Annotated in this window: 16 protein-coding genes, 1 pseudogene and 2 CRISPR repeat arrays; of the genes and pseudogenes, 5 read left to right on the plus strand and 12 right to left on the minus strand. The window is 69.4% G+C overall.

Annotated features, from left to right (window positions below; all coding sequences use genetic code 11):
• Window positions 1-32: 32 nt before the first annotated feature.
• From ACOBQU_RS26725 to ACOBQU_RS26735, 3 genes are all read right to left on the minus strand, one after another.
• A complete protein-coding gene (locus tag ACOBQU_RS26725) occupies window positions 33-815 on the minus strand; it encodes a DUF6195 family protein (RefSeq protein ID WP_423630263.1) in 783 nt (260 codons plus the stop codon).
• Window positions 815-1,537, minus strand: coding sequence for an ATP-binding protein (locus tag ACOBQU_RS26730; RefSeq protein WP_423630265.1), 723 nt, complete (start codon window positions 1,535-1,537; stop codon window positions 815-817). The genes ACOBQU_RS26725 and ACOBQU_RS26730 overlap by 1 nt, the downstream gene beginning before the upstream one ends.
• 1,033 nt (window positions 1,538-2,570) lie before the next feature.
• On the minus strand, window positions 2,571-3,182 hold the full coding sequence (locus ACOBQU_RS26735; RefSeq protein WP_423630267.1) for a WhiB family transcriptional regulator: 612 nt from the start codon (window positions 3,180-3,182) through the stop codon (window positions 2,571-2,573).
• 459 nt (window positions 3,183-3,641) lie between these two features.
• Between ACOBQU_RS26735 and ACOBQU_RS26740 the strand changes: the two genes are divergently transcribed.
• The 5 genes from ACOBQU_RS26740 (at window position 3,642) to ACOBQU_RS26760 (ending at window position 7,789) form a co-directional block, all read left to right on the plus strand.
• Window positions 3,642-4,448, plus strand: coding sequence for a helix-turn-helix domain-containing protein (locus tag ACOBQU_RS26740; RefSeq protein ID WP_423630269.1), 807 nt, complete (start codon window positions 3,642-3,644; stop codon window positions 4,446-4,448).
• Window positions 4,449-4,797: 349 nt separating this feature from the next.
• The gene (locus ACOBQU_RS26745) at window positions 4,798-5,304 is read left to right on the plus strand and encodes a hypothetical protein (protein ID WP_423630271.1); all 507 of its coding nucleotides are present in this window, start codon (window positions 4,798-4,800) and stop codon (window positions 5,302-5,304) included.
• Window positions 5,305-5,338: 34 nt separating this feature from the next.
• Entirely contained in the window at window positions 5,339-5,866 is a 528-nt protein-coding gene (locus ACOBQU_RS26750) for a hypothetical protein (RefSeq protein ID WP_423630273.1), read from the plus strand.
• A gap of 49 nt (window positions 5,867-5,915) precedes the next feature.
• Window positions 5,916-7,184, plus strand: coding sequence for an MAB_1171c family putative transporter (locus tag ACOBQU_RS26755; protein WP_423630275.1), 1,269 nt, complete (start codon window positions 5,916-5,918; stop codon window positions 7,182-7,184).
• Window positions 7,181-7,789: a hypothetical protein gene (locus ACOBQU_RS26760; protein WP_423630277.1), complete on the plus strand. Its 609-nt coding sequence runs from the start codon at window positions 7,181-7,183 to the stop codon at window positions 7,787-7,789. The genes ACOBQU_RS26755 and ACOBQU_RS26760 overlap by 4 nt, the downstream gene beginning before the upstream one ends.
• Before the next feature lie 130 nt (window positions 7,790-7,919).
• Window positions 7,920-10,875: a CRISPR direct-repeat array (repeat unit 29 nt; unit sequence CGGACTACCTCCGCTCGCGCGGAGAGCAC).
• Window positions 10,876-10,893: 18 nt separating this feature from the next.
• On the opposite strand, the gene cas2e is transcribed toward ACOBQU_RS26760, so the two are convergent.
• From cas2e to ACOBQU_RS26805, 9 genes and pseudogenes are all read right to left on the minus strand, one after another.
• Window positions 10,894-11,205 carry a type I-E CRISPR-associated endoribonuclease Cas2e gene (gene cas2e / locus ACOBQU_RS26765; RefSeq protein ID WP_423630279.1) on the minus strand — a complete coding sequence of 104 codons (312 nt, stop codon included), beginning with the start codon at window positions 11,203-11,205 and terminating at the stop codon, window positions 10,894-10,896.
• Window positions 11,206-11,231: 26 nt separating this feature from the next.
• The gene (cas1e, locus tag ACOBQU_RS26770) at window positions 11,232-12,227 is read right to left on the minus strand and encodes a type I-E CRISPR-associated endonuclease Cas1e (RefSeq protein WP_423630281.1); all 996 of its coding nucleotides are present in this window, start codon (window positions 12,225-12,227) and stop codon (window positions 11,232-11,234) included.
• Window positions 12,224-12,898, minus strand: a complete 675-nt coding sequence (cas6e, locus tag ACOBQU_RS26775; protein ID WP_423630283.1) for a type I-E CRISPR-associated protein Cas6/Cse3/CasE — start codon at window positions 12,896-12,898, stop codon at window positions 12,224-12,226. Before cas6e ends, cas1e begins: the two co-directional genes overlap by 4 nt.
• Complete coding sequence (gene cas5e, locus ACOBQU_RS26780; RefSeq protein ID WP_423630285.1) at window positions 12,895-13,755, minus strand: type I-E CRISPR-associated protein Cas5/CasD; 861 nt, start codon at window positions 13,753-13,755, stop codon at window positions 12,895-12,897. The genes cas6e and cas5e overlap by 4 nt, the downstream gene beginning before the upstream one ends.
• Window positions 13,752-14,924 (minus strand): type I-E CRISPR-associated protein Cas7/Cse4/CasC, encoded by a 1,173-nt coding sequence (gene cas7e / locus ACOBQU_RS26785; protein WP_423630287.1) that lies wholly within the window; start codon window positions 14,922-14,924, stop codon window positions 13,752-13,754. The genes cas5e and cas7e overlap by 4 nt, the downstream gene beginning before the upstream one ends.
• A gap of 71 nt (window positions 14,925-14,995) precedes the next feature.
• Window positions 14,996-15,751 carry a type I-E CRISPR-associated protein Cse2/CasB gene (casB, locus tag ACOBQU_RS26790; protein WP_423630289.1) on the minus strand — a complete coding sequence of 252 codons (756 nt, stop codon included), beginning with the start codon at window positions 15,749-15,751 and terminating at the stop codon, window positions 14,996-14,998.
• 16 nt (window positions 15,752-15,767) lie between these two features.
• Window positions 15,768-17,386 (minus strand): annotated as a pseudogene (gene casA / locus ACOBQU_RS26795) (type I-E CRISPR-associated protein Cse1/CasA).
• A gap of 69 nt (window positions 17,387-17,455) precedes the next feature.
• Complete coding sequence (locus ACOBQU_RS26800) at window positions 17,456-18,658, minus strand: hypothetical protein (RefSeq protein ID WP_423630291.1); 1,203 nt, start codon at window positions 18,656-18,658, stop codon at window positions 17,456-17,458.
• Entirely contained in the window at window positions 18,567-20,336 is a 1,770-nt protein-coding gene (locus tag ACOBQU_RS26805; protein WP_423630293.1) for a CRISPR-associated endonuclease Cas3'', read from the minus strand. Before ACOBQU_RS26805 ends, ACOBQU_RS26800 begins: the two co-directional genes overlap by 92 nt.
• A 193-nt stretch (window positions 20,337-20,529) precedes the next feature.
• A CRISPR array of direct repeats spans window positions 20,530-22,815; the repeat unit is 29 nt; unit sequence GTGCTCTCCGCGCGAGCGGAGGTGATCCG.
• The last annotated feature ends 726 nt before the right edge of the window (window positions 22,816-23,541 follow it).

Genomic DNA, 23,541 nt, shown 5'->3' on the forward strand with positions numbered 1-23,541 from the left:
GGGCAGCATCGCCGGATCCGGTCTGGGCCGCATCAGCGAGCACCCCCGTTCCGCCCGTTGATCTCCCGCCACGCGACGGTTCGAGACAGCAGCCGCCCGAACTGCTCCAGCGAGGTCACTTCCTCGGCCATTTGATGGGTGCAGGACACGCACGACACACGGAGCATCAGCCGCTCCACCCCGTCCTCGCCGCTGTAGTACAGCTCCAGGTGCTGGCCTTCCACGGTGTCCAGTGACGCGACTGCTTGCAGATGCTCGTCGAAGGGGAGGATCCCGAGCACGTCCCAGGACAACGACGCTGCCTCTTCGCCGAGTACCGCGAGGGCGTATTTCGACGCCGCCGCGAGCGACCGTGGCCCCCAGGTGCGGAACGCGGTCTCCCGCTCCGCGGTGCGGCGCTTCTCGGAGGCCGTGAGCCGCTCGGCCGCCGCGAGCATGATCGGGTGGGTCATCGAATAGTGCCTTCCAAGTACTGGGTGCTGCGGGGGGATGTCGCGGCAGGCGAAAGGTGATCCGTTAGCCAGGCGGAGGAGTACGTCGGCGTGGCACGGGGCGTCCAGGGGGCACGTGCAGACCAGGTCGAGGCCGCGCAGGTCTGCGGCGAGCCGCTCGGCGTAGTGACGCCCGACCGGGCCCCGGAGAGTGGCCACGAAGAGGTCAACGGCCTCTTCCGCGCTCATCGAGGCCGCCGGGGTGGAGGCGCTGGGGAAACCGGGCCGGAAGGGGTTCGCGAACTCGCTCCCGGGGCCGACGAAGACGCAGTTCGCGGGCAGCGTCTCGGCCGTGTGCTGTGAAGCGCGGAGTCGGACGGGCATCACGCAGCCCTCCGTTCCTGACGGCGTCGGTCCTTCCCGACCATGGGGACGAGCGCCGTCACCATCTCGGCCAGTCGACTCGCGACGCGGTCACCCACGAAGTCGGTCAGGTCGGGGCCGTGCTGGTCCCTCGCGGGGAGATTGGAGGTGATGATCGTTGGGAGGCAGTGGTTGTACCGGTGATTGATCAACCGGTAGGTGACCTCCTCGGTCCACTCGGACACCTTCGACGTGCCGAAGTCGTCCAGGAAGAGGAGGAGCACCCGGCTCAGCCGCCTCAGTTCCTCCTCCGTGGCACCGATTACGTGGGTCGGCCGCAGACGGCCGTACATGTCGGCGCTGTTGACGGCGATCACCTCGTAGCGCTCAGGCCCACCAGCGGCGATGTGACGGAGCGCCCCGTACGCCTCGTACGTCTTCCCCGTGCCGGTCAATCCCGTGATCAGGAGCGTTCCGGCGGACAGCGGGTCAGCGAGTGCCTTGTCCGCCCAGTCCACGACCTGGGGGAGGCTCGACTCCGCCCCGCGGAACCGCGGCGGGGTGGCCGCACGCCAACGTCCCAGGGCGTACTGGGCGCGTGCTTCGCGATGCCACAGCGGGTCACCCGGCTCTTCTCCAGCGGGCAGTGCGCAGTCAGGGGCCAGTCGAATTCCTTTGGCGGCGATGATCCGCTCCAAGGCCCGCATCGTCCGGGAGCTGGCTGCGAGTTCGGGCTTAGCCATGCTCAAAATCCATTCTGGTAGGCCGTCGAATCCACTGGGTTCCGGAAAGACGTCCATCTGGCCGGGGAGCGTCGGAGGGGGACGATGTTGTCCGTCTGGGGGGCGCTCGGAGTGTTCGTCGGAAGGTCGGCCCAAATGCGCAGCAGGTACCGAGCTGTTTGGGGAGGGCGCTTCGGGTCCCAGCGGCGGGCGATGATCTCGACCAGCCGCTCAGGCCCCCAGCGGTCGCAGAGCGCTGTTACCCGGTCCCACTCATCGCTGTTCAGCCGCCATCCGACGAGCATGCCCGCTTGGGTCAGGGCCGAGACGACGGCTTCGGCGCCAGCGGGGACATTGGTGGTCGCGGGGTCACCTTGATGCGGCGAGGCGCCGCAGGAATGCGAGCTAGCTTGCTTGCCTGAAGTGTTAATACTCCCGAAGGGAGTATTAACACTTCCCGTATGAGGGCGTACTGCGTGAACTTTTCCAGGAAAACTGTTCCAGGTTTCCGTCCTGGGCTGTGCCTCTTCGGAAGTTCCTTCCTGGAAAGTGCTTCGTGTTTTCTGAGGTGCCGTGGCCTTGTTCGGGTGGCGGGCTACCTCTCCCAGCGTTACCGAGTATCGATTAACCCGTCCTCTGCCGGGTTGGCGGTCGCACGTAAGCTCATTCAGTTTGCACAGCTCTGCGATGCAATTGGTCACAGTGCGAGGCGACAGATTCGTAAGGTCAGCTATCTGATCCAGTGAAAGGCTTACTGTTCCCCGGTCATCCGCTTCACGAGCTAGGGCCAACATCACGAGACGTGAGGCCCTCTTGGATTTCGACCGGCCCCATACGAGGGTCGTCACCGCTTCACTCATTGGGGTGCTCCGCTAGTCGGTGCGACAGATGGGAAGGCCCTTGCATGGGCGGTTTCGAGGATCAGGGTGTTTATCTCTATGGCCAGGCCAGGGGGAGTGGGTGGGAAATTCGGAATTTTAGGCATGCGAGATCCCGTTCGGAAAGTTGAGGAAGGGGAGAGTGGGCGGGCGTCTATTTGGCCCACGCCGGGCCGTCAAGCCGCGTCCTCCACGGTGTCCTCATGCCGTGCTGCGGTCTCGCGTCGCTGATGGTGATCACGGAGGAGCTGGAAGACGTACTTGCTGGACATCCCCAACCCTCGCGCCGCCACAGCGGGATCCAGCGAAGGATCTGAAGCAAGGCGCGATATGGCCTCTTCCCGCTCCAGCGTCGTCAGGGTGGTCGGGACTCCACGCAGTGCCGTGCTGACGGCAGCAGAGTCGATCCGAGCCTTCCACGCGGTCAGGAGGGGAGCGCGCTCCGAAGAGAGCAGCCCGGCTCTGATCCCGTACTTGTCCTCATGCCTCAGCGCCTCAACCAGGCATCGAGCGGAAACTGGGAAAGGGCATCTTGCGCATGCGTTGAACGGTTCCCTAAGGGAAGAGCCGTGGTCGCGGCGTATTTGGTCGGGGTCGCTCCACGGGTGCTCTACTTCAGGGAAGAAGAGGTCAGTGCGGAACTCTGCACAGGGGGCGTTATCCGTCCACCTTTTGCCTTTTGCTTCCTCTGTCGCGTCCAGCAGAGGTGTCCAATTGTCATTCAGTGCGGACTTCACTGCGGAACTCAAGGACGGCGATAGATTAGGGAAATTGAATGCTTGATTCACGGGAATGGCTCCTGGCGATCAGAGGCGCACGCATCCATGCAGAAGTTCCAGCGCCTGAGCGGGGGAGGTTAGGCGCGTGAACGCGTGCGAGACCGCACAGAAGGCCTGATGAGTTGTGGTTTCCCTGTGTTGCCGGAGCCCGAATTTGTTCCACTTCCCGGTGCTACGAAGTGCATCGCCGAAATCGCCTTTATGTCTTCCTCGGCGAATTTGACGTGCTTCCCCAGCTTTCGGTGAGGAAGCACCCCGATCCGTGCCCGCAGCCACTTCTCCGGAACGTTCAGCCGACGCGCGGCTTCCTCGTAACCCATGTGAAGCGGTTCGGGCTCGCGCTCCGGTGGTCGGAGGTCCCCCACCTCCATGGCCAGTCGGAGGGCGGCAGCCAAGGCTTCAAGGCCAAGGCCCTCAGGCCCAGTGAGCATCCCCGTGCTCACGGCCGATGTCCCCGCAGGGAGTCCCATGACACAATCACTCCTCGATGGCGAGCGACCACGTCGCCCGCCCGTCCAGTGGCGCCAGAGCAGGGCTCTGTCGCCACAACCAAGGTGCAGCCGCGAGGTTTACGAGGCCCGCTGCGGCGCGCACTGCTTCGTGGGTTCGGCTCGCTGGCTGGGAGTTGGCGCTCCTGCCAGTGGGCCGAACTCGTTCTTCGAGGGCCGCGTGGACGCAGCCCTGATCACCACCGGCACGCACCTGAGTGCTGCCGACGCGATCACCATACAATCATTTCCAACCCATCATTTCCATCCCGCTGCTGGTGTCGATGGCCCCTGTTGGGGCGGTTGGGATACTTGCCGAGTGAAGAGTGTCCGAGACTTCAGTCCTGCCGGGTTCCGTGCCGCCTATCAAGGGCGAGGGTGGTCCCAGGGTGATGTGGCGACGGCGGTTGGCGTCTCGGTCGGGACGGTCGGTCGTTGGGCGACGGGGAAGGGCGCGCCCAGTCCCCGCTTGTTCGCCGCCCTCGTCGAGCAGCTCGACGTGCCCCCGTCGGATCTTCTGGAGCCGCTCGCCTCCGACGCGGACCTCGCGGTGCTGCGTACGCGCGCTGGTCTCCGGCAGGAGGATGTCGCCGGACGGCTCGGCGTGCAGGCGTCCGACGTCTCCGAGCTGGAACTCGGGATCGGGCGCATGAGGGACGAGTGGGTCGGTGCCCTTTCCGATCTCTACGGCGTCTCTGTGGATCGGGTGCGTCAGGCCAAGCAGGCCGCCGATGCGCGGTGGCGGGCGGACTTCGAAGCCAAGCGGGCGGGGCGGCCCGCTGGGTGAGGCCCTTCGCCGGGCGAACGGCGCCCCGTGCTCACGGGTCGGGCGGGCTGCACGGCCATAGGGGCTGGGCGGGCGGCGGGTTGGCGCCGTCATCGGCCCCCCACGCGCCAGGCGCCGAATCGGCGGTACGGATGGGCACGGTCGGCTCCCTGTCTGGGTGGCGGCCCAGATCGAGTACGGGCACACGGGTAGCAGAGGGCGACCGGATGGGTGCGCCCTGCACGCATCCATGAAAGTATGCAAACGATCAGTAGTCAAACGATTGTTTGCAGCCAAGGGGGGTCTACAACGATCGTTGGACCTGTAGCTATGGTGATCACATCACCACGCGTCAGAAAGACCACTACCCGTGACCCCAGTGCCAAACCCCTCGGGGCGGCCGACCTTCGCTGGCCGACTCAACCTCCTCTTCGAGGCAGCGGCTCGGCCAGACCCGAAGCACCCCGGTGAGTACGTCGAGTACACCAACCAGGAGGTCGCCGATGAGATCAACCGTCGCCACGGCGAGGGCACCATCACCGCCGAGTACATCCGCCGCCTCCGCCGGGAGGGAGGCCCGAACCCCACCGCCCCCTACATGTCGGTGCTAGCCGACTTCTTCGACATGCCTCTCGACGTCTTCAACCTCACCAGCACCGAGGCGAACAAGACGGCGAGCGCCGTTGTCGCCGAGCTGGAGCGGCTCCTCAACGAGCGGCGTCAGCGGCAGGAACAGGCCGGGAACGAGACGCTCGCCGTGCTCGCGCGTTCCGCCAGCCGACTGTCCCCGCAGGGGCAGGCCCGCGTCGCCCAGTTCGCGAGCAAGCTCGAAGAGGTCGAGGAGATGGAACGGCAGAGCAAACACCTCGACCGCTGACCGAACACCCCCCCACGCAAGGTGCACGACTCCGGTGATCCACTATGCCGACAGCCCTATACGCCGCGCCGTCGCGACCTTTCCGGTGCCCGATCCCCTCACGGTCGAGTCGCTCTTCGACGTGATCCGACGCGGTTACCACCGGCCTCTTGAGCTGTGGCGCGGCCAGCCCCCGCTGAAGGGCCTGAGGGCTAACGGCTTGTGGCTGACCCGCCCCGATGCGCGGAGTGACGTGATCTGGGTCGCGCCGGAACTCAACGGCGCGGCCGCGGTCCACACCCTGGCCCACGAGGGCGGGCACATCGCGCTGGGGCACCAGCCGGTCCAGCTGCCCGCCGAGCCCGAACCCGAGCCCTTCCAGTTCCTGAGCCCGAGCTTCCTCGGCGGCTGCCTGATCGGCCGGACCCGCTCCCAGGAGGGCCCTCAGGACCCCGAGCACGTCAAGGTCGAGGACCAGGCAGAGAAGTTCGCCTTCGCCCTGCGCCGCAAGGCGCTCGACCACGCCCGGGAGAACCAGCACAGCGGCGATCCGCTGCTCCACAGCCTCTACAAAGTCCTCTAGCCCAGCTCGTCCAGCTAGTTCAGCGCCACCTGCTCAGAGATCAGTCCCTATGACTTCCGACGACGCGATAGCCCTGCTGACGATCATCCCTTTGTGGGTCGTCGTCGGCTTCCGAGTCCACTCCCGCCGTAAACGCAACGAGCCCAGCCGCGGCAAGGACGCCCTGCTGTGGACCTTCGTCGCCCTCGCCATCGGCACCACCCTGCGGCTGTCGCCGCTGGAACACGCCATCGCCTCCCTGACGGGGACACGCGATGCGGCCATCCTCCCCAAGCACCTGGCCGTCGTCGCGGCCTGCCTGCTCCTGGTGGGCTGGGTCGACTCCGCCGTACCCGCGCGCTCGCCCGAGCCACGGTGGCGCCGCCTGGGCGACCTGCCGCCGCGTCTGGCCATCTGGGCGGTGGCCGCGGTGATCGCCATCGCCACGTTCCCGGGCACCGCACCCGCGCGGGTGGCCCCCAACGGGGACACCGACTTCATCAACGGCCAGTTCGGCGACGGCTGGGGAACCCTCTACCTCGCCGTCTACCTCATCCCGATCGGCATCGCCCTGACCCTCTCCACCGCCCTGTGTGCGACGGCGGCCAGCCGCAGCCCGGCGGGGGCGTTTCGCCGCTGCATGCACCTGATGGCCGTGGGCTGCGGACTCGGCGTCACCTACCCCCTGTACCGGCTGACCTACCTCGGCTACGGGCTCGCGGGCGCCGAATTCCCCCTGAGCGAGGACCAGTTCGACCTGGGCGGCAACCTCCTTCAGATTGCCACGATCCTCCCCGTGATCGCGGGCTCCAGCATCCGCGCCATCGACATCGTTGTCCGCGCCCTGCGCCACCGCCGCGCCCTCATCGCCCTGCGTCCGCTGTGGGTCGACCTGGTCGTCGTGCTCTCGCCGGACACGGTTCGCCGCCACTTCGACGAGGGCAGTTCCCTGGTTCGTGACCGCTGGCTCATGCGCCACACCTACGACCGGCTCGACCAGCGCGTGGTGGAGATCTGGGACGCCACCTACGAACTGCTGCCATGGATCGAAGAGGACCTGCCGGAGCGGGCCCTGGCCGCCGTACGCGCCGCGGGCCCGACCGGCGATGACGCCGAGGCCGCCGCGGAGGCCCTGTGCCTGCGCATCGCCCGGCGCCGCGCGGTCGACGGCGAACCTCACGCCGTGCCCTCCACGGTCGAGCCCCTGCTGGCCCTGCGGGATGACCAGGAGTCCAACGCGCTGTGGTTGACACGTGTCGGTTCCTACTACGGCTCCACGCGCCTGGACGACATCGAGAAGGCCCTGACGACCGGGGCCGAGAAGGTAGGAACGGCGTGACCGCCCTGCACGACCCGGACACCACCAGCGAGCTTCACATAGCCCGCTTCATCACCGACGGCCTGGACCCCAAGAACGTCATCATCGCGGTCAGCCTCCTGACCGGCCTCGCCCAGCAGGACCCGCTCGTCGGCCTCGCCTGGGGCGCGGAGGCCATCGTCTTCGCCGCGCTGATCCCCATCGCCTACATCAAGTACGGCATCAGGTCCGGGAAGTGGGCGGACCGGCACGTGGGCGACCGCCGACGGCGCCTGCTCCTGATCCCCGTCATCATGGCCTCGGTCGGCGCGGGCATCGGCGGCATGCTCTGGCTCGACGCCCCGCGCCAGATGCTCGCCCTAGTCGTCGCGATGCTCGCCACCTTGGCGGTGCTGCTGCCGGTCACCGTGTTCTGGAAGATCTCGGTGCACACCAGCGTCGCGGCCGGTTCCCTGGCCATCCTGGCGACCGCGTACGGCGCCCTCGTCTGGCTCGCGGCTCCGCTCGTGGCCGTGATCGCCTGGTCGCGGGTGGCCCTGCGTGCGCACACGGTCGCCCAGACCATCGCGGGCGGCTGCTTGGGCACGATCGTGGCAGGCCTCGCATTCAGCGCCATGGGAACGTGAGGACGGCGTCGAGATGCTCGCGCGCAAGCTCTGCGCATCCGCCGCGACAGAAGGACCACTTCGCGCCACTCCGGCAGTCGTTAGCCATCCGAGGGCGCCGCCGAGAGTGCACGCAGCGTGGTGGGAAGCCCGGAGAACCTCCACTCGCCCAGAGAGCACAACCGCGTTAACGCCGAGGCCACCGAGGTCGTCGGACCACCTCCGCTCGCGCGGAGAGCACGGCTCCCTCATCACCGTCAGCTACGGCAGCGACGGACTACCTCGGCTCGCGCGGAGAGCACGGCCGTGGTGTGGCCCCGTCACCCGCCGTGTCCGGACTACCTCCGCTCGCGCGGAGAGCACTAGTGCCCGCAGTGGAAGACGCTGAGGTACCGAGGACCACCTCCGCTCGCGCGGAGAGCACAAGGAGCCGTGAATTCCCCGCTGATTTCCGAGCGGACCACCTCCGCTCGCGCGGAGAGCACGCATCACTGCCGAGGAGCTCGGGGTCCGCGCGCGGACTACCTCCGCTCGCGCGGAGAGCACGCACGCCTCACCCCTTCCGCCCCGTCGATGGCCGGACTACCTCCGCTCGCGCGGAGAGCACGCACGCCTCACCCCTTCCGCCCCGTCGATGGCCGGACTACCTCCGCTCGCGCGGAGAGCACAGCAACCCCTTGGTGTCCGTGCCGTCCCTGGCCGGACTACCTCCGCTCGCGCGGAGAGCACTCGAGCTTGCCCAGAAACAGCTCTGTGCCGGTCGGACTACCTCCGCTCGCGCGGAGAGCACTTGTTCTGCTTCTCCCAGTCCGTGTCGCTCATCGGACTACCTCCGCTCGCGCGGAGAGCACACACAGAAGGAGCAGCTGCAGCGGCTGGAGCCCGGACTACCTCCGCTCGCGCGGAGAGCACATGGGGGTTCTGCCGTCTCACTAGGAGGGGATCGGACTACCTCCGCTCGCGCGGAGAGCACCTCACGCCGAACTCGACCGCCAGATCCCAGGGCGGACTACCTCCGCTCGCGCGGAGAGCACCCCGAGGACTGCCGGTAGGAGTCCTGGAAAACCGGACTACCTCCGCTCGCGCGGAGAGCACGTCTCGTGGTGCCGAACCCTCTCGGCCAGCTGCGGACTACCTCCGCTCGCGCGGAGAGCACCACACACGCAAGGGGCGTCCTCCGGGGCGCCCCGGACTACCTCCGCTCGCGCGGAGAGCACCGACCGCTACGCCCGCCCTTGAGGTGGACTGACGGACTACCTCCGCTCGCGCGGAGAGCACAGGTACCGCTCGACGGTGTCGGGCGAGGGCGCCGGACTACCTCCGCTCGCGCGGAGAGCACCAGCACACCATCCAGGAACTCCGGCGCGAGCGCGGACTACCTCCGCTCGCGCGGAGAGCACGCCCCGTGGATGTCCGACTGGGACCGGCAGGTCGGACTACCTCCGCTCGCGCGGAGAGCACCTGGGGCACGCGCTCGGTGTCGTCCTGCAGATCGGACTACCTCCGCTCGCGCGGAGAGCACGCACGGCATGACGCCCGAGCGAGCCCGCACTGCGGACTACCTCCGCTCGCGCGGAGAGCACGACCTGGACCCTGACTCCGAAGGCATCGGCCGCGGACTACCTCCGCTCGCGCGGAGAGCACTGGCCGCCGGGATCGCTGTGCTCGGCACCCTCCGGACTACCTCCGCTCGCGCGGAGAGCACGCGGCACCGCGGCGAGCGTGGGAAGGACGCTGCGGACTACCTCCGCTCGCGCGGAGAGCACCCGTCGAGGCCCCGGAGGAGGTGCAGCCCGGCCGGACTACCTCCGCTCGCGCGGAGAGCACACCTGCCCCGGTGCCTGTTCGTCACCCGCCGCCGGACTACCTCCGCTCGCGCGGAGAGCGCCGTCCAGCACCAATCCGGACTGCGCATCTCGTCGGACTACCTCCGCTCGCGCGGAGAGCACGTCGTCTGCGTCGAACGTGATGACGTCGCTGACGGACTACCTCCGCTCGCGCGGAGAGCACACCGCCCAGCCCGGCCTGAGCGGGGTGCACGTCGGACTACCTCCGCTCGCGCGGAGAGCACCTCTCGGCGGCTTCCCGCGCTTGCGCCTGCCGCGGACTACCTCCGCTCGCGCGGAGAGCACGGTGAAGCCGGGGATGACGAGTGCGGCGCGGCCGGACTACCTCCGCTCGCGCGGAGAGCACAGGCGGAGGGAACTGATACAAGCACTGGGAATCGGACTACCTCCGCTCGCGCGGAGAGCACTCCACGGTGCCCACGGGCAGCAGCCCGCGCGTCGGACTACCTCCGCTCGCGCGGAGGGACCCGGGCCCGAGCACTACCGCGAGGCCGAGCGCCGGACTACCTCCGCTCGCGCGGAGAGCACGACAGGTACTTGTAGCGGTCCTCGCTGCCTGCCGGACTACCTCCGCTCGCGCGGAGAGCACCAGCAGACCCCGGCGGCCACGACCCCCAACGCCGGACTACCTCCGCTCGCGCGGAGAGCACCGCTCTCACCTGCGGCTGCCAGCGGCGCCGTACGGACTACCTCCGCTCGCGCGGAGAGCACATCCGAGGCTGGCGTCGGCGTGCCCTCATCCGCGGACTACCTCCGCTCGCGCGGAGAGCACTCCACCCAGAGGTCGGCCAGGTAGCCGTTCGTCGGACTACCTCCGCTCGCGCGGAGAGCACGCCTGACGTGCGAGGCGGCTGGACGGGAACAGCGGACTACCTCCGCTCGCGCGGAGAGCACGCCCGGGTCGTAATGGATCTTGGGACGGATAGCGGACTACCTCCGCTCGCGCGGAGAGCACTCCATCGCCAGGGCGGCGGCCCGCGGCCCGTCCGGACTACCTCCGCTCGCGCGGAGAGCACACGCCAACCCGGGGGACGTGCTCGGCACCATCTGGACTACCTCCGCTCGCGCGGAGAGCACATCCCCAGCGCCTCGCGCAGCAGGTCGACGCACGGACTACCTCCGCTCGCGCGGAGAGCACTCGTCCAGTTGCAGGCGCACGGTCTCCAGCACCGGACTACCTCCGCTCGCGCGGAGAGCACTCTTGCACCCCGAAGCCCGTGCCCGGGCGCGCCGGACTACCTCCGCTCGCGCGGAGAGCACCCTTCATGAACTGCGGGTTTATAGCGGCTTTGCGTGTTCTTTGCTTTCGTTCTGGAAGGCGATGAGAGTGAGGCCGTCGAAGTCGGTGGGGGTGCGGCGGCGGGTGCCTGCGGTGCGGAGGGTGAAGCCTTGTTCGTTGTCGCTGGGGTAGGCGAGGACGGACATGCCGTCGCCGGTGGTGGCGGATACGGCGGACCACAGTTCGTCGCGTACGCGGGCGGAGACGGTTCCGACGTACAGGTGGGGGGTGACTTCGAGGAGCCAGCGGGTGAGGGCGCCGCGGAGGTGGTCGGGTACGGCGGTGGCGGAGAGGACGATCATCGAGGCCATCGGGGGTGGGTCCTTTGGGGGCGGGGTCAGGGGTCGGTTGCGTGGTTCATGCCGCCGGGGATGGCGCCGCTGATGGGGTCCCAGAGGTCGACGAGGTGCTCTTCGGGGTCTGGAGTGTCGTAGGGGGTTTGGGGGTCGAGGAGTTGCTGGATGTCGGTGACGATGCGGGGGAGGAGTTTGAAGAGGCGCAGGCCGTCTCGGAAGGAGCGGCGGGCGTCGGCTTCCGGGTTGGTGGCGGAGTGGAGGGAGAAGGCGAGGGGGATGGTGAGTTCGGCCTTGTAGAGGTCGGCGATGTCGTAGACGAAGGCTTGCTGGTTGCCGTTGTGGACGAAGCCGAGGGCGGGTGAGCAGCCAAGGGCGAGGATGGCGGCGTGGACGATGCCGTATAGGCAGGTGTTGGCTGAGGAGAGGGCCAGGTTGACGGGGTCTTGGGTGTCCCAGGAGGCGGGGTCGTAGGCGCGGCGGAAGCGGCCGATCTTGTGTTGTTGGGCGAGTAGGCGGTAGTGGGCTTTGACGCGTTTGCCTTCGAGGCCGCGGAGTTGGTCGAGGGTGGGCTGGGGTGGGGCGGTGCCGTGGCCGAAGCGCCTTTCGTACATGGCGGTGGCGACGGCGAGGCGTTGGGTGTCGTCGGCCCAGGCGCGGGTCTGGCGTTCGAGCCAGGTGGTGGACAGGGAGTCGGGCAGGGCGGCGGCGTAGCAGCGGACGCCGCCGGAGCCGGTGATCAGGACGGTGGTGCCGTGGCGGGCCAGGGTGGCCAGGGCGCGGGCGGTGATGGAGGTGCCGGGGCCGAGCAGGACGCAGCTGAGGGCGGCGGTGGGGAGGTAGAGGGTTTCGGTGCCGCGGCGGTCGCTGGTGACTTCGGCGCAGACGCCGGTGTCGTCTTGGTGGATGCGGACGATGTCCAGGTACAGGAAGGACAGGGAGTCGGCGATGCGCGGGAGCATCGCGACGGTGGGGGCGGCGAGGCGGCGCCGGGCGTCGGCGGGGGTGCGGCGGGCGCGTGCGGGGGCTGGTCTGGTCATGAGGGCTCCCGGGCGGGGGCGATGCTGAGCAGGCCGCAGCCGTAGGCCTTGCCGCGGCCGATGCCTTCGATGATCTTCGTGCGGAGGAGGTCGGGGTCGATGATGGCGGCGGTGCCGTCGAAGCGTGTGCGGGCGTGGCAGATGTGCTGCTGCTGGCGGGAGTTGCGGGGGCCGCGGGCCCCGCGGGCGGCTTCGAGGGGGTGGGAGCGCAGGGTGAGGGGTTTGAGTCCGGCGGTGTCTGTTTGGCGCAGCCACCATGCGTCGGCGTCGGCGCCGTTCAGGGGGACGACGGCGGGCAGGTTGTAGAGGCGTCGGGTGGTGGCGCCGGGTTTGCGGACGGCGCTGGCCACGCAGCGGTAGTGGACCGTCAGGCCGGGGCGCAGGGCGTCAAGGAGCGCATCCAGGGGGCGGGTTGTCCCGTTGCCGTAGCCGATGGGGAGCTGGCTGAGGTCGGGTTCGTGGGTGCTTTGCAGCAGGATGTGGGTTCCGGTGGGGGTGTCCTCGACGCGGAACAGGACGCCGAAGCGGGCGCGTGGGTCGGGGCCCGCGTGGGCGGGGAAGAGGGTCATGAGGCGGTGGTGCAGACCGACGGCTGCTTCGGTGCCGTTGAGGTCGTGGCGGGCGTCGCGGGAGCGCTGGTCGGGGACGATGCGGGTCAGCCAGGTGGTCAACGACGGTCTCCTTCCAGTGCGGCGCGGTCGAGGTGCTCGCGTACGTACGCGGTGAGGGCGGTCAGATGGCGAAGGCCGAGACCGGCGTGCTGGTCGGCGGGAAGGCGCAGGGTGCGGCGGTAGAGGGCGCGGGTGCGGTGGGCGCGGTGGCCGGGGCGGAAGGAGACTGGCTGGTCGTTGATCTCGCTCACGGGGTGCGTGCCGTTCTGGTCGTCGCCGGACTCTGGTTCCTGCGGGGCCCGGAGCGTGTTCAGGGGCTGGTCGGAGAGGAATTCGACGTCCTGGCCGCCGTTGCGTGGGCGGGGTGCGGCGAGGGGGAGACGCACGAGGTGGTGGAGGGGATCCTCGGACGCGCCCAGCAGTACGGGGCCCTCGGGCGGGCACGATCGGCGGCCCAGGAAGAGCGGCCATCGCGGTGCCGTGAGTGCCTGTGCGGCCTGGTCGAGGAGTTCTGCCTCGGCGGGGCCGCCGGTGACGGCGACGGTGAAGGCCGCGTCAGCGAGGTAGGTGCGGTGGGTGAGCAGCGTGCTGGTGCTGCTGGAGCGCTTCTTGCCCTCCGCGGTGGTGACGGTGGCTTTGGCGGGCAGGCCGCCGCCGACGGTGTGCAGGTCGCGCAGCGGCACGCCGGGCCGGTCGACGCGGATGGTCAGCGAGAGCCGGGCGAGGTCGCTGGGCGGCTGGTCGCGGCTTCGGCCGAGCGCGGACGCCAGCAGGCCGATGACGCCGGAGCGGGTGGGGAACAGGGCGGTGTCCCGCTCGTTGAAGGGGCTGCGCTCGCCCCAGGACTGGAGCGGTCCGGTCAGCCGCAGGAGCAGGCCGGTGGCCGTGGGCGTGGTCGGGGCGTGGGGGGAGGTCACGCCGACGCGTCCTGGTGCTGGGCGAGGGCGGCGTCGAGGGCGGCGGTGATCAGGCCGTCGAACGAGCCGTGGCGCTGGCCGAGGCCGGTCAGGTCCTTGGCCTCCCGTCCGGCCCAGCCGGAGGTGAGGATGCGCCCGCCGCCGAGCAGCGTGTTCGCCTCCTGGGCGTATTCGTCGAGCCGGGCCCAGGACTCCCGAGCGAAGCCGCCGCGGGCGTGGACGGGCTCTTCGAAGGCCGCCGCGTAGGACAGCGGGCGGTCGGTGCGTACGGAGAGGTGGACCAGGTCGGGGATGGTGTGGGGGGCGGTGGAGTTCTTCTTGGCCTGCGGGAGGGACTCGATGAACGCGGCGAGGAATGCTCCGGCCAAATCGCGGGCCGCCTGCGGTTTGTCGCCGATGTTGGCGGCGAGGTCACGCAGGTCGACGGTGGCGTAGCGGTAGAAGGTACCGGCGCTGAACTCGGAGTGTCCCATGTGGCCGCTGCCGGTGGCATCACCCCAGGCGGCGGTGATGTCGTCGACGGCGGAGAAGTAGTCCAGCTCGACGTCCGTCTGATGGGTGGTCAGTGCGTGGGCGACCTGGACGGCGCCGTCCACCCCGGCGTTGTCGACTTCGGCGAGCATCCGGCCGAAGAGGTTGATGACGCCGTTGCGCGAGCGCAGCACCGCCTCGACCTCGTCCTTGGGCAGCACGCTCTTGTCGGAGGGCTTTTTGATGTCCTTGGCCTTGCCCACCGCCTCGCGATGGGCCTCGGCGAGATCGGCCAGCTCCGACACCGCCGCCTGCGGCACATACACCATCGCGTTGGTGAGCACCTTGTTGGGCAGGATCTGCTGGGGGTCATCCGGGTTCTTGGCGAGTTCGAACTTGATGCTGCTGGCCGCCGCCACGTGCGCGCCCGCGCGCTGGGCCTCGGCCTCAGGCCAGTTCCGGCCCTCCAGTTCCCGGGTGACGCGTTCGCCGATACGGCGGGTACGCAGCGCCGCTTCGCCGATCTTCTCCTCGAAGACGGTACGGACGGCACGCTTCCAGGACTGGCTGCTGACACGGGTGCGCAGCGTGTCGCCGTACTGGACGGTTTTGACGGAGTTCGTATCGTCCCTGTTCAAGTTGGCGAAGGGGACCGTCTGAAGGACGTGGATGTCGATGAAGCGGGCAGCAACGGACACGGTGATCTCCCTGAGAGAGGTAGGTGATGCGGAGGTGCGGGGCGCAAGCGGACGTGTGAGAGCGGTGCCGGTCACCCCCCGGCCTCGAACTGGCTGGACTCCTCCAGGGCGGTCGCTTCGGCGTCGGCCTGCTGGGCCCGCTTGTGCTCATCTGCGGAACGCTGCCGGTAGTAGTCCTGAAGCCACCGCCGCGAGATCCGCCCGGAGTGCTGTGGCCAGGCGAGCAGATCACTCAGGAGCTGAGGCCAGTCGACGGGGACGTCCACGCTGCGCAAATAGCCGACAGCGGCGGGAAGATGACGGTGCAGGCCGTCAATGCTCTGCCGGGTGAGGAGATTCAGCCGCGCTTCAGCCCCCGACTCCCGCATCGCTTTGTCCCGGCCGGGACCGGTCGTGACGGCGGCGGCGAAGGCGGCGCCCAGGCTCGCGCCGTAGCGCTGCGCGTCCGATGGCTCCGCAGGTGCCCCCGCATCCGGTTCACCCGGAGTCTCGGCGGGGGAGGCCGCGGCGCCCCCGTCGGCTGCCCGTTCGTCAGGTGGGTCCGCGGTGGCCGATCCGCTGCGCGGCTGCGCCGCGATCATCGAGGCCACCGCGTAGTAGGCCCGCTGATCGGTGTCCGATCCGAGGGCGTGGTCCGGTAGCCAGGGGGCGACGAACCGGTGCATGCGCTGTGTCAGGCGGTCATTGATCCCTCGGCGGAGGCCACCGCGCAGCGCGCTTCGGGCACCGGGATCCTTGTGACAGAGCCGCTCCACCCGCTGGGTGTAGGTGAGCAGACGCTGACGCCGTGCCGCGGCCGGGTCCGTAGTAGCGGCCTGAGTGGTCATCCTCTTCCTCGTCCCTCTAGCTCTCGTCCGCCCGGGGTGCAGGTGCGTCCTGCGCCTTCGAAGCTCCGGTGGTCTTCTTCGTCCGCACTCCGCCGTACAACCCGATCCGGGCATCCGAGACGGCCTTGGCGCCGCGCTGCGTACGGGTGACGGAAGCCGTCACCGTGTCGTAGGCCGCAACCGCCAAGGCCAGAAACGCCGCTCGTGCTCCAGCCCGGTCGAAGCCCGCGTCCAGGGACTTGCCCGAGCGGTCCAGGCGGTGGAAGTGGTCCCAGAACTCGGCCTCGGCGCGCGGCCAGTAACGCGCGGCGGCCTCCCCGGCCCACGCCTCGCCCTTGTCCTTCGGGTCACGAACGTAGGCGGACCAGGCCTGTCTCACCGATCTGTCCAGCCGCTTCCCGTACAGCTCGCCGAGCTGCCGCAGCCGCGCCACCGGCAGAGCGGTACGCGGTGTCTCCCGCTCCGCGAAGCCCAGCACCGCAGGCGTGGTGCCGGATACGAACTGGATGTCCTTGGCCTGGGCTTCCTGCTCGAAACCAAGGGATCGCACCCGGAGGTCCTCCGACACCTCGAAGGCATAGCCGAAGACCTCGGGCCGCTTCGGCTGGGCGGTCCCGGGGGTTCCTTCAGGAGCAGGGCATCCAGGTCCCGCCACAACGCGCGCCGGGAGTCAGCCGGACGCGGGTAGGGATTGCCCTGCTGGCTCACCTGCCAGATCAGGAAGGGATCACTCCGTGGGATACGGCCCTTACGGTACGCCCAGGTGATGTAGGCGTCCCGCACCACCTGGCCGTCCTGCCCCTGCGGCACCAGAAGCAGCGCGTGCTGGGAGCAGGCGGTGAGCCGGGAACAGGGACCCACCGGCTCGGGGGGCGCCGCGTCCGGGTCCGGCAACTCAGCCCACTCCCACGGGCACTGATCCCGCGCGGACATCACGGTGACGTCCGGCCTGAGCAGCCCGGCCAGCAGCGTCTCGAAGAGCGTGTCTCCCTCAGGGTGGTACGACAGCGCGGTACGCAGCGGGCCCGCCGTCATGCTGGCGCTCTTCACGCCGTTCACTTCCCGGGACGAGCAGCGGCCAGAGGGCCCGTAGTAGTGCCACACCAGCAGGTTCAGCACGGCCTCCGACGCCGTGGGAAGATCGGGGTGGGCGTCCCTGTCAGGCCTGAACCAGGCGTGGTTGTTGCCCGAGGCGCGTGTGACGATCAGCTTGTTCACCCCGGCGGTGTTGTCCGGATCGCACTGCTCGGCCAGGCGAGCGTCCTGCATCCACGGGCGACCGCCCGCTGGGTCGAACAGCCAGAAGCGGTCCTCGTACTTGGCGAAGTAGTCGTCAATGCCCTTCCTCGGCAACTCGCCCTCATCCCAGACGCCTTGGAGCCGCGAGCCCCAGTCCGTGGTGCCTGTCTCGTCCAGACCGGTTACTCGGGCAGTGAGCGCGTACAGGATCCGCAGGAGGGCGGAGTGCGCCGGAGGGGAGGTGACCGCCAAGGCCGTGATGTCGGCACTCCGCAGGAACAGCTCGCGCAGCCCGATGTGGTCGGGGGGCTCGCCAGGTGATGGGTGAGTGGCGGCTGGCGACCAGTGGACCGGGATCCACGGTTCGCGGAGCAGGCTGTAGGCGCGTGTAGGCATCGATGGGGCTCCAGGTGAAGGGTGGCGAGGAGGCCGGGAGCTGTGTCCGCGCGAAGCTCGACAGCGCGGCTATACGATCTCCAGGCCGACGTCCGATGTCCGGATGGTGCGGTCTCCGTGGCGGCAGGACCAGGCGACACCTGAGCCGTCATCGGGCTCTGGCCGCATGCGCAGCAGCACGACCTCGCGGAGCAGCGGCTGCTCGTCCCACCCCTGAGGCGTCGCGTGGCCGCTGTCGCCCCGCAGCCACGTGCCCGGCACCGGGGCGGCGTGGGAAATGATCTGCGCCAGGTGACGCCGGGGGAGCCTGCGGACGTCGGCGGGCAGCCGAAGGGTTCCTGCCTCGTCGAGCGCCAGTGAGTCATCACTCTGCTCATACAGACACAACACCCGGCCTGTGTCCGCTCCCAGACGTGATGTCAGCAGTTCCTCCGTGACGCCTGCCTTCCGCTCGCTGAGCCGGTGAAGGTCACCGGCCACGTCCGCCGGGGCGCGGATGTGCACCATGCTGGCCAGGTGGGTCTGCGCCATCTCCTCGGCCTGCCGCTCGGCGTCCAGGATGCGCTGCTGCTCCTGTTCGGCGGCCCCGGCCAGCCGGTCGACGAAGTCCTCCGCGTACACCGCGTCGATCAGTTTCTGAACGTCGCCGGGAACGTCGATGCCCGCCGCTTCCGCCTCGGCCAGGATGAGGGCGGTCCGGCGCAGCAGCCCGGCATCGTAGACCGGGCCCCAGCTTCGAGGTCCATCGGTAACCCCCTCGGAATCGACGGGTTCAAGGACGATGAGACGCGGTTCCTCTTCAGGAAGCGCCCAGGTGGGGCGCCCGGTCGCGCCGCGCTGGTGGCGGCGGCCGCGCCCGGCTCGCTGGAGGAGCTGGGCCAGCGGGGCGAGGTCGCTGACGATCAGATCGAAATCGAGATCAAGGGACTGCTCGACGACCTGGGTGGCCACGAGGATGGACGCCGGACGCGGCTGGGCGATGTCCTCCTCGCCATAGGGCTTACCGTACGAGGTCTCGCACTCGGCGGTGATGCGCTGCCGCACGTGCGCCGGATAGCGCGAGTGCAGCAGACGCAACCCGCCCTCCCGCTGGGCGAGTTCGGGGAACGCCCGGCGAAGGTCCCGGTAGGTCTGCTGTGCCTCGGCGACCGTTGTGCAGCACACCAGCGCGGTACCCCCGTCAGAAGCAACCGGGTGCAGCGCCTCTCGCAGTGCCTCGCGTCGGCCGCCGGGACGCGGTGGCCGCGCCAGGTCCGCCTCCGTGTCCCACACGACCGGCCGGACAGCGAGGTCGATGCGACGGGCCCGCTCGCTCTTCACCGCCTGCGGCGGGCGAGACAGAGCCCGTGGCGGCATCGGAAAACAGCCAGCCCGGATACTGCGGTTCGACCACGGACGGCTCCAGGAAGCCAGCCCCCCGCCGATAGGCGTCCACCAGCGAAGTCGCCGTACGGCCTGTCAGCGTCGCCGACAGCAGGATCACCGGTGCGCGGAACGCCCCCAGCCACTCCAGCAGACGGACCAGCAACTGGTGCATCCACGGGCCGTAGGCGTGGGCCTCATCGACGACCAGGACCTTGTCGGACAGACCGAACAGCCGCAAAGCGTTGTGCTTGAGCGGGAGAACGCCACTGAGCGCCTGGTCAATGGTGCCCGCGCCGAGCGGGGCCAGCAGCCCGCGCTTGTGCCCCCGCAGCCAGGTACCCGCCGCCGTTGCGGTCTCCGTATCCGCGCTGATCTCACCATCCGGCACCTCCGCCTCCTCACCTGCGGCGTCACCCTCGGCGTACAGCGGGCTGAGCCAGGCCATGGAGTGCAGCAGCGTCAACGCCCGCTCCCCACCCATTGCGGACAGCGCGAACTTCCTCACCCGCGGGAACATCGCGTCTGCGGTGGCCATCGTGGGCAGCGCGAAGTAGAGCCCCCGCGCCCCGGCGGCCCGGCCCAACACCGACGCCGCGTACAACGCGGCCTCCGTCTTTCCATCACCGGTAGGCGCCGTGACCAGCAGCAGGCCCGCGCCCTTGGCCGCCACGAGCTCCGGAAACCGGCTCGCCAGGTCACCTTGAAGGGCGTTGGGGGTGAAGGGGAACATTTCGCCGAAGGACTCGGCCTCGAACTGCGCACGGCCCAGCTGGGCCCTGGACACCCAGTTCGGCGCGGCCGCGCGGGCACGGTCCCAGTGCGCGTCCAGCTCTTCGGCGCTCGCCCGCCAGTCCTCGGGCGGCAGCCTCGGAACGATCACGTCCTTCTGGCTGGCCAGCCAGTCCGCGATCACCACCAGACTGGAGACGATCACACTCAGTTCGGCGGGCAGCCCTCCGGTCGGTACGGCATCAGCACACGTCAGGCGCCGCAACTCCGTGAAATGCGCCCCTCGTTGAACCGCCCAGCCCTCCTCACCAAGACCCGGCTGATAGCCACTCGGATCGGCCATCTCCTTGGCCAGCAGCACCTGACCGAAGCACCCGTGGTGACCTCCCAGCATCTGGGCGACCTGATGCCACACCGCCTGTCGCATACGCCGCCGATGCCCTGGGTAACCAGCCTCCTCCAACAGCAGCGCGACCGCCCAGTGCGTCGCCATCTCATGTCGAAAGGCCCGCTCGTCAGCTGCTCCGGGAGCGAACGCGTAGCCGGGATCGTCCTGCACGGCCGCGAACGCGTTCGGCACCTGGGCCTGAAACGGCGGAGTGATCTTGCCCAGGTCGTGCAACGCCGCCCAGAACGAGCCCACCGCACGAGCCTCGCTCACCGACAGGCCCAGCGCGACAGCTATCCGCTCACGCACGCGGTCGCTGAGCAGCACGTCCCACAGCACCCCGAACGCCGCGGCCGTGTCCAGGAGATGACAGATCACGGGATAGGGGCGCGGCAGCCCCCACTCCTTACCCCACATCCGACCGTCGGTGGCCTCGCTCCGGCGCGAGTGACCGTCCTGCTTCGTCATGACGACAGGGATAGCAGCCGCCACTGACAACTGGCCCCGGCCAGGCGAAACTCATCACCGCCACCCGCTCCGGCTGGGACCATAGACTGCCCCTGTGCCTTGGCTGGGTGGAACGCATCGCGGTGCCCGGTCTGGGCAGTGTCACGAGGGTCAAGAATTGGCAAAGGCGCCATAACGGTGCTGGTCGGGAAGGGTGCTCTCCGCGCGAGCGGAGGTGATCCGGAGAGGAGCCCGACCTTGGCCTTGCCGAGGGGGTGCTCTCCGCGCGAGCGGAGGTGATCCGAGGCGCGCGCCCTCGCCAGCCGGTTCGAGGAGGTGCTCTCCGCGCGAGCGGAGGTGATCCGGACGCAGTCCTCGCCCGCATCCACCGTGACGGGTGCTCTCCGCGCGAGCGGAGGTGATCCGCCCTGTTGCCCGTTCCCAAGCTGGCCGAGCGCGTGCTCTCCGCGCGAGCGGAGGTGATCCGGCCCTTCAGCAGGGCATTCAAGATGCGTTCTTGTGCTCTCCGCGCGAGCGGAGGTGATCCGCTCCACGTGCCACTCGCCGGGGACATCGCGCGGTGCTCTCCGCGCGAGCGGAGGTGATCCGATCCCGCCGGGGTTCAGCACGGCGAGCGAGGCGTGCTCTCCGCGCGAGCGGAGGTGATCCGCCCTCGTACGCGGCGGGCGCGGGCGTTCCCGTGTGCTCTCCGCGCGAGCGGAGGTGATCCGGTGGCGGGCACCGCGGCACCGAGCGCGGCGGAGTGCTCTCCGCGCGAGCGGAGGTGATCCGTACCCAGGGTCAGCAGAGACGCCGGTGCGTTGGTGCTCTCCGCGCGAGCGGAGGTGATCCGATCCGCATCACCGGGGAGCAGCCCGCCGACCAGTGCTCTCCGCGCGAGCGGAGGTGATCCGACCGAGTTCGTCCGCCGCGAGTACGGGTCGGCGTGCTCTCCGCGCGAGCGGAGGTGATCCGACGGGCCGCTACCACCGGCGGATGGTCGCGGCGTGCTCTCCGCGCGAGCGGAGGTGATCCGGCCGTCACGGCTACGGGGTCTCCCGTGATTCGGTGCTCTCCGCGCGAGCGGAGGTGATCCGTCCTCCGACACCGCCCGCGCCACCGCCGTACTGTGCTCTCCGCGCGAGCGGAGGTGATCCGCGGGCTTCCGGGCTCGCGGGCTCGCTGGTGATGTGCTCTCCGCGCGAGCGGAGGTGATCCGCAGGGCCAGGACGCGTGGCTTCGGGCCTACACGTGCTCTCCGCGCGAGCGGAGGTGATCCGTACTCCCAGGGAATTCCGTTTGACGCGTACTGGTGCTCTCCGCGCGAGCGGAGGTGATCCCGTACGGGTGCGGGCGGTGGCCGGGGGCTGATCCGTGCTCTCCGCGCGAGCGGAGGTGATCCGGTCCTCGGGCACGTTGATGCCGAACTCGTCCAGTGCTCTCCGCGCGAGCGGAGGTGATCCGTGGGGCGGATTTTCGTTCTCGGACGACGTGCGGTGCTCTCCGCGCGAGCGGAGGTGATCCGTGGGTGGGCGACGAGCAGGCGGGCGAGGACCCGTGCTCTCCGCGCGAGCGGAGGTGATCCGGGAGTGGAGGCTTTCACCGGGGTGCGGCGGCGGTGCTCTCCGCGCGAGCGGAGGTGATCCGCCGCCGCCCAGGCGTGCGCCTTCGCGATCTTCGTGCTCTCCGCGCGAGCGGAGGTGATCCGGCGCACCGACGTACGCGCGGGGATGATTGCCGGTGCTCTCCGCGCGAGCGGAGGTGATCCGTGGCGGGAGCTGGCGGACGAACTCGCTCAGAAGTGCTCTCCGCGCGAGCGGAGGTGATCCGGCGCCTGGGTGTGGATTTACGGCGACGACGAGGTGCTCTCCGCGCGAGCGGAGGTGATCCGGTGTACCAGTGGCCCTTGTAGGTGCCCAGCAGGTGCTCTCCGCGCGAGCGGAGGTGATCCGCTGGTCGTCCTCGTCGGCATCCCCGGGAGCGGGTGCTCTCCGCGCGAGCGGAGGTGATCCGTACTGGCCTGCCTCACCGTCGAGGACCGGCTCGTGCTTTCCGCGCGAGCGGAGGTGATCCGTTCCTCGACGTCGTCCGGCGCAGCGAAACCTTGTGCTCTCCGCGCGAGCGGAGGTGATCCGCAGCAGTGGTCTGGATGCCCTGAACTCAGCCGGTGCTCTCCGCGCGAGCGGAGGTGATCCGGCGCGCTGCTGTGCGGCGGATTGCTGCGGAGGGTGCTCTCCGCGCGAGCGGAGGTGATCCGCCGATGGCCTCGCCCTCGCCGCGGAGCAGGAGGTGCTCTCCGCGCGAGCGGAGGTGATCCGACGCCCCCCGACAGGACGCGCCAGCCGATCGAGTGCTCTCCGCGCGAGCGGAGGTGATCCGCACGCCACCGACTTCACCGGCCGCCTCTACGTGTGCTCTCCGCGCGAGCGGAGGTGATCCGCGGGCGGACCTGGATCAGGTGGGGGAGATTTGTGCTCTCCGCGCGAGCGGAGGTGACCCATGTGGGTCAATCAGCTGGGCTCAGGTGTCCATCTCTGTCGTGGGTCGTGCCCCGCTGCGGCGCTCATGCACTGCGCTTTCGAAATGCTTGGGGGCAGTTGTCAGTTAGGTGGCCTGTGCCGTAGATAGGAGGTGTCAGGTGTCACGGCCCACGCACCCCTTGTGGTTACGGTGTGTAATCTCAGGGGAGGTGTTCGAGGGCGCCTCACCAGCTTGCGCGCTGCGGTCTTCGAGTCGGAGTCGAAGCGCCTCCACCCCGCGCTCCGTGCCCCGATGCGGCTCCCGACTGGTGGTGAGGCAATTGCCTCACCGCGCTGGATCGAGCGGGACCGAGGGGGAGGCGGCGGGATCGAAACGGGTGGACATGTCCGGTTCCCCGGCAAAACCGCAGGTGAGATGGGTCACCGTATTGGGTTCGAGTCCCACCCGCCCCACTGTGCGCTCCCTGTGCAGAATCGTTCTGACCTGTGGGAGCGTCACTTCGGGGGTCCTTTCGCCGGGCCTCGTGCGACAGAGTCCGACGCCGTGTCGCGCGCGGTGCCCCCCCGCGGCGGGCGGCGAGCCGGAGCCGTCGACGGCCGGACGACGCGAAACGCGACCACGGCCGGGCGAGACCCCGGCGGCCCCCTGAGCGGGGAGACAGGCCCCGTCGCCTCACACGACCCTGAGTGCCCCACCGAAGACGTGTTCCCCACCGCACCCGCACCCGTGCCGAGCCACTCACGAA

The sequence above is a fragment of the Streptomyces sp. G45 genome (assembly GCF_049542095.1).
In the GTDB taxonomy this organism is placed as follows: domain Bacteria; phylum Actinomycetota; class Actinomycetes; order Streptomycetales; family Streptomycetaceae; genus Streptomyces.

Bases quoted from the DNA above. Each gene is read 5' to 3' on its own strand.
- ACOBQU_RS26725 (WP_423630263.1), bottom strand. From the start codon at position 815: ATGCCCGTCCGACTCCGCGCTTCACAGCACACGGCCGAGACGCTGCCC.
- ACOBQU_RS26730 (WP_423630265.1), bottom strand. From the start codon at position 1,537: ATGGCTAAGCCCGAACTCGCAGCCAGCTCCCGGACGATGCGGGCCTTG.
- ACOBQU_RS26740 (WP_423630269.1), top strand. From the start codon at position 3,642: ATGACACAATCACTCCTCGATGGCGAGCGACCACGTCGCCCGCCCGTC.
- ACOBQU_RS26755 (WP_423630275.1), top strand. From the start codon at position 5,916: ATGACTTCCGACGACGCGATAGCCCTGCTGACGATCATCCCTTTGTGG.
- cas2e (WP_423630279.1), bottom strand. From the start codon at position 11,205: ATGGCCTCGATGATCGTCCTCTCCGCCACCGCCGTACCCGACCACCTC.
- cas1e (WP_423630281.1), bottom strand. From the start codon at position 12,227: ATGACCAGACCAGCCCCCGCACGCGCCCGCCGCACCCCCGCCGACGCC.
- casB (WP_423630289.1), bottom strand. From the start codon at position 15,751: ATGACCACTCAGGCCGCTACTACGGACCCGGCCGCGGCACGGCGTCAG.
- ACOBQU_RS26805 (WP_423630293.1), bottom strand. From the start codon at position 20,336: ATGACGAAGCAGGACGGTCACTCGCGCCGGAGCGAGGCCACCGACGGT.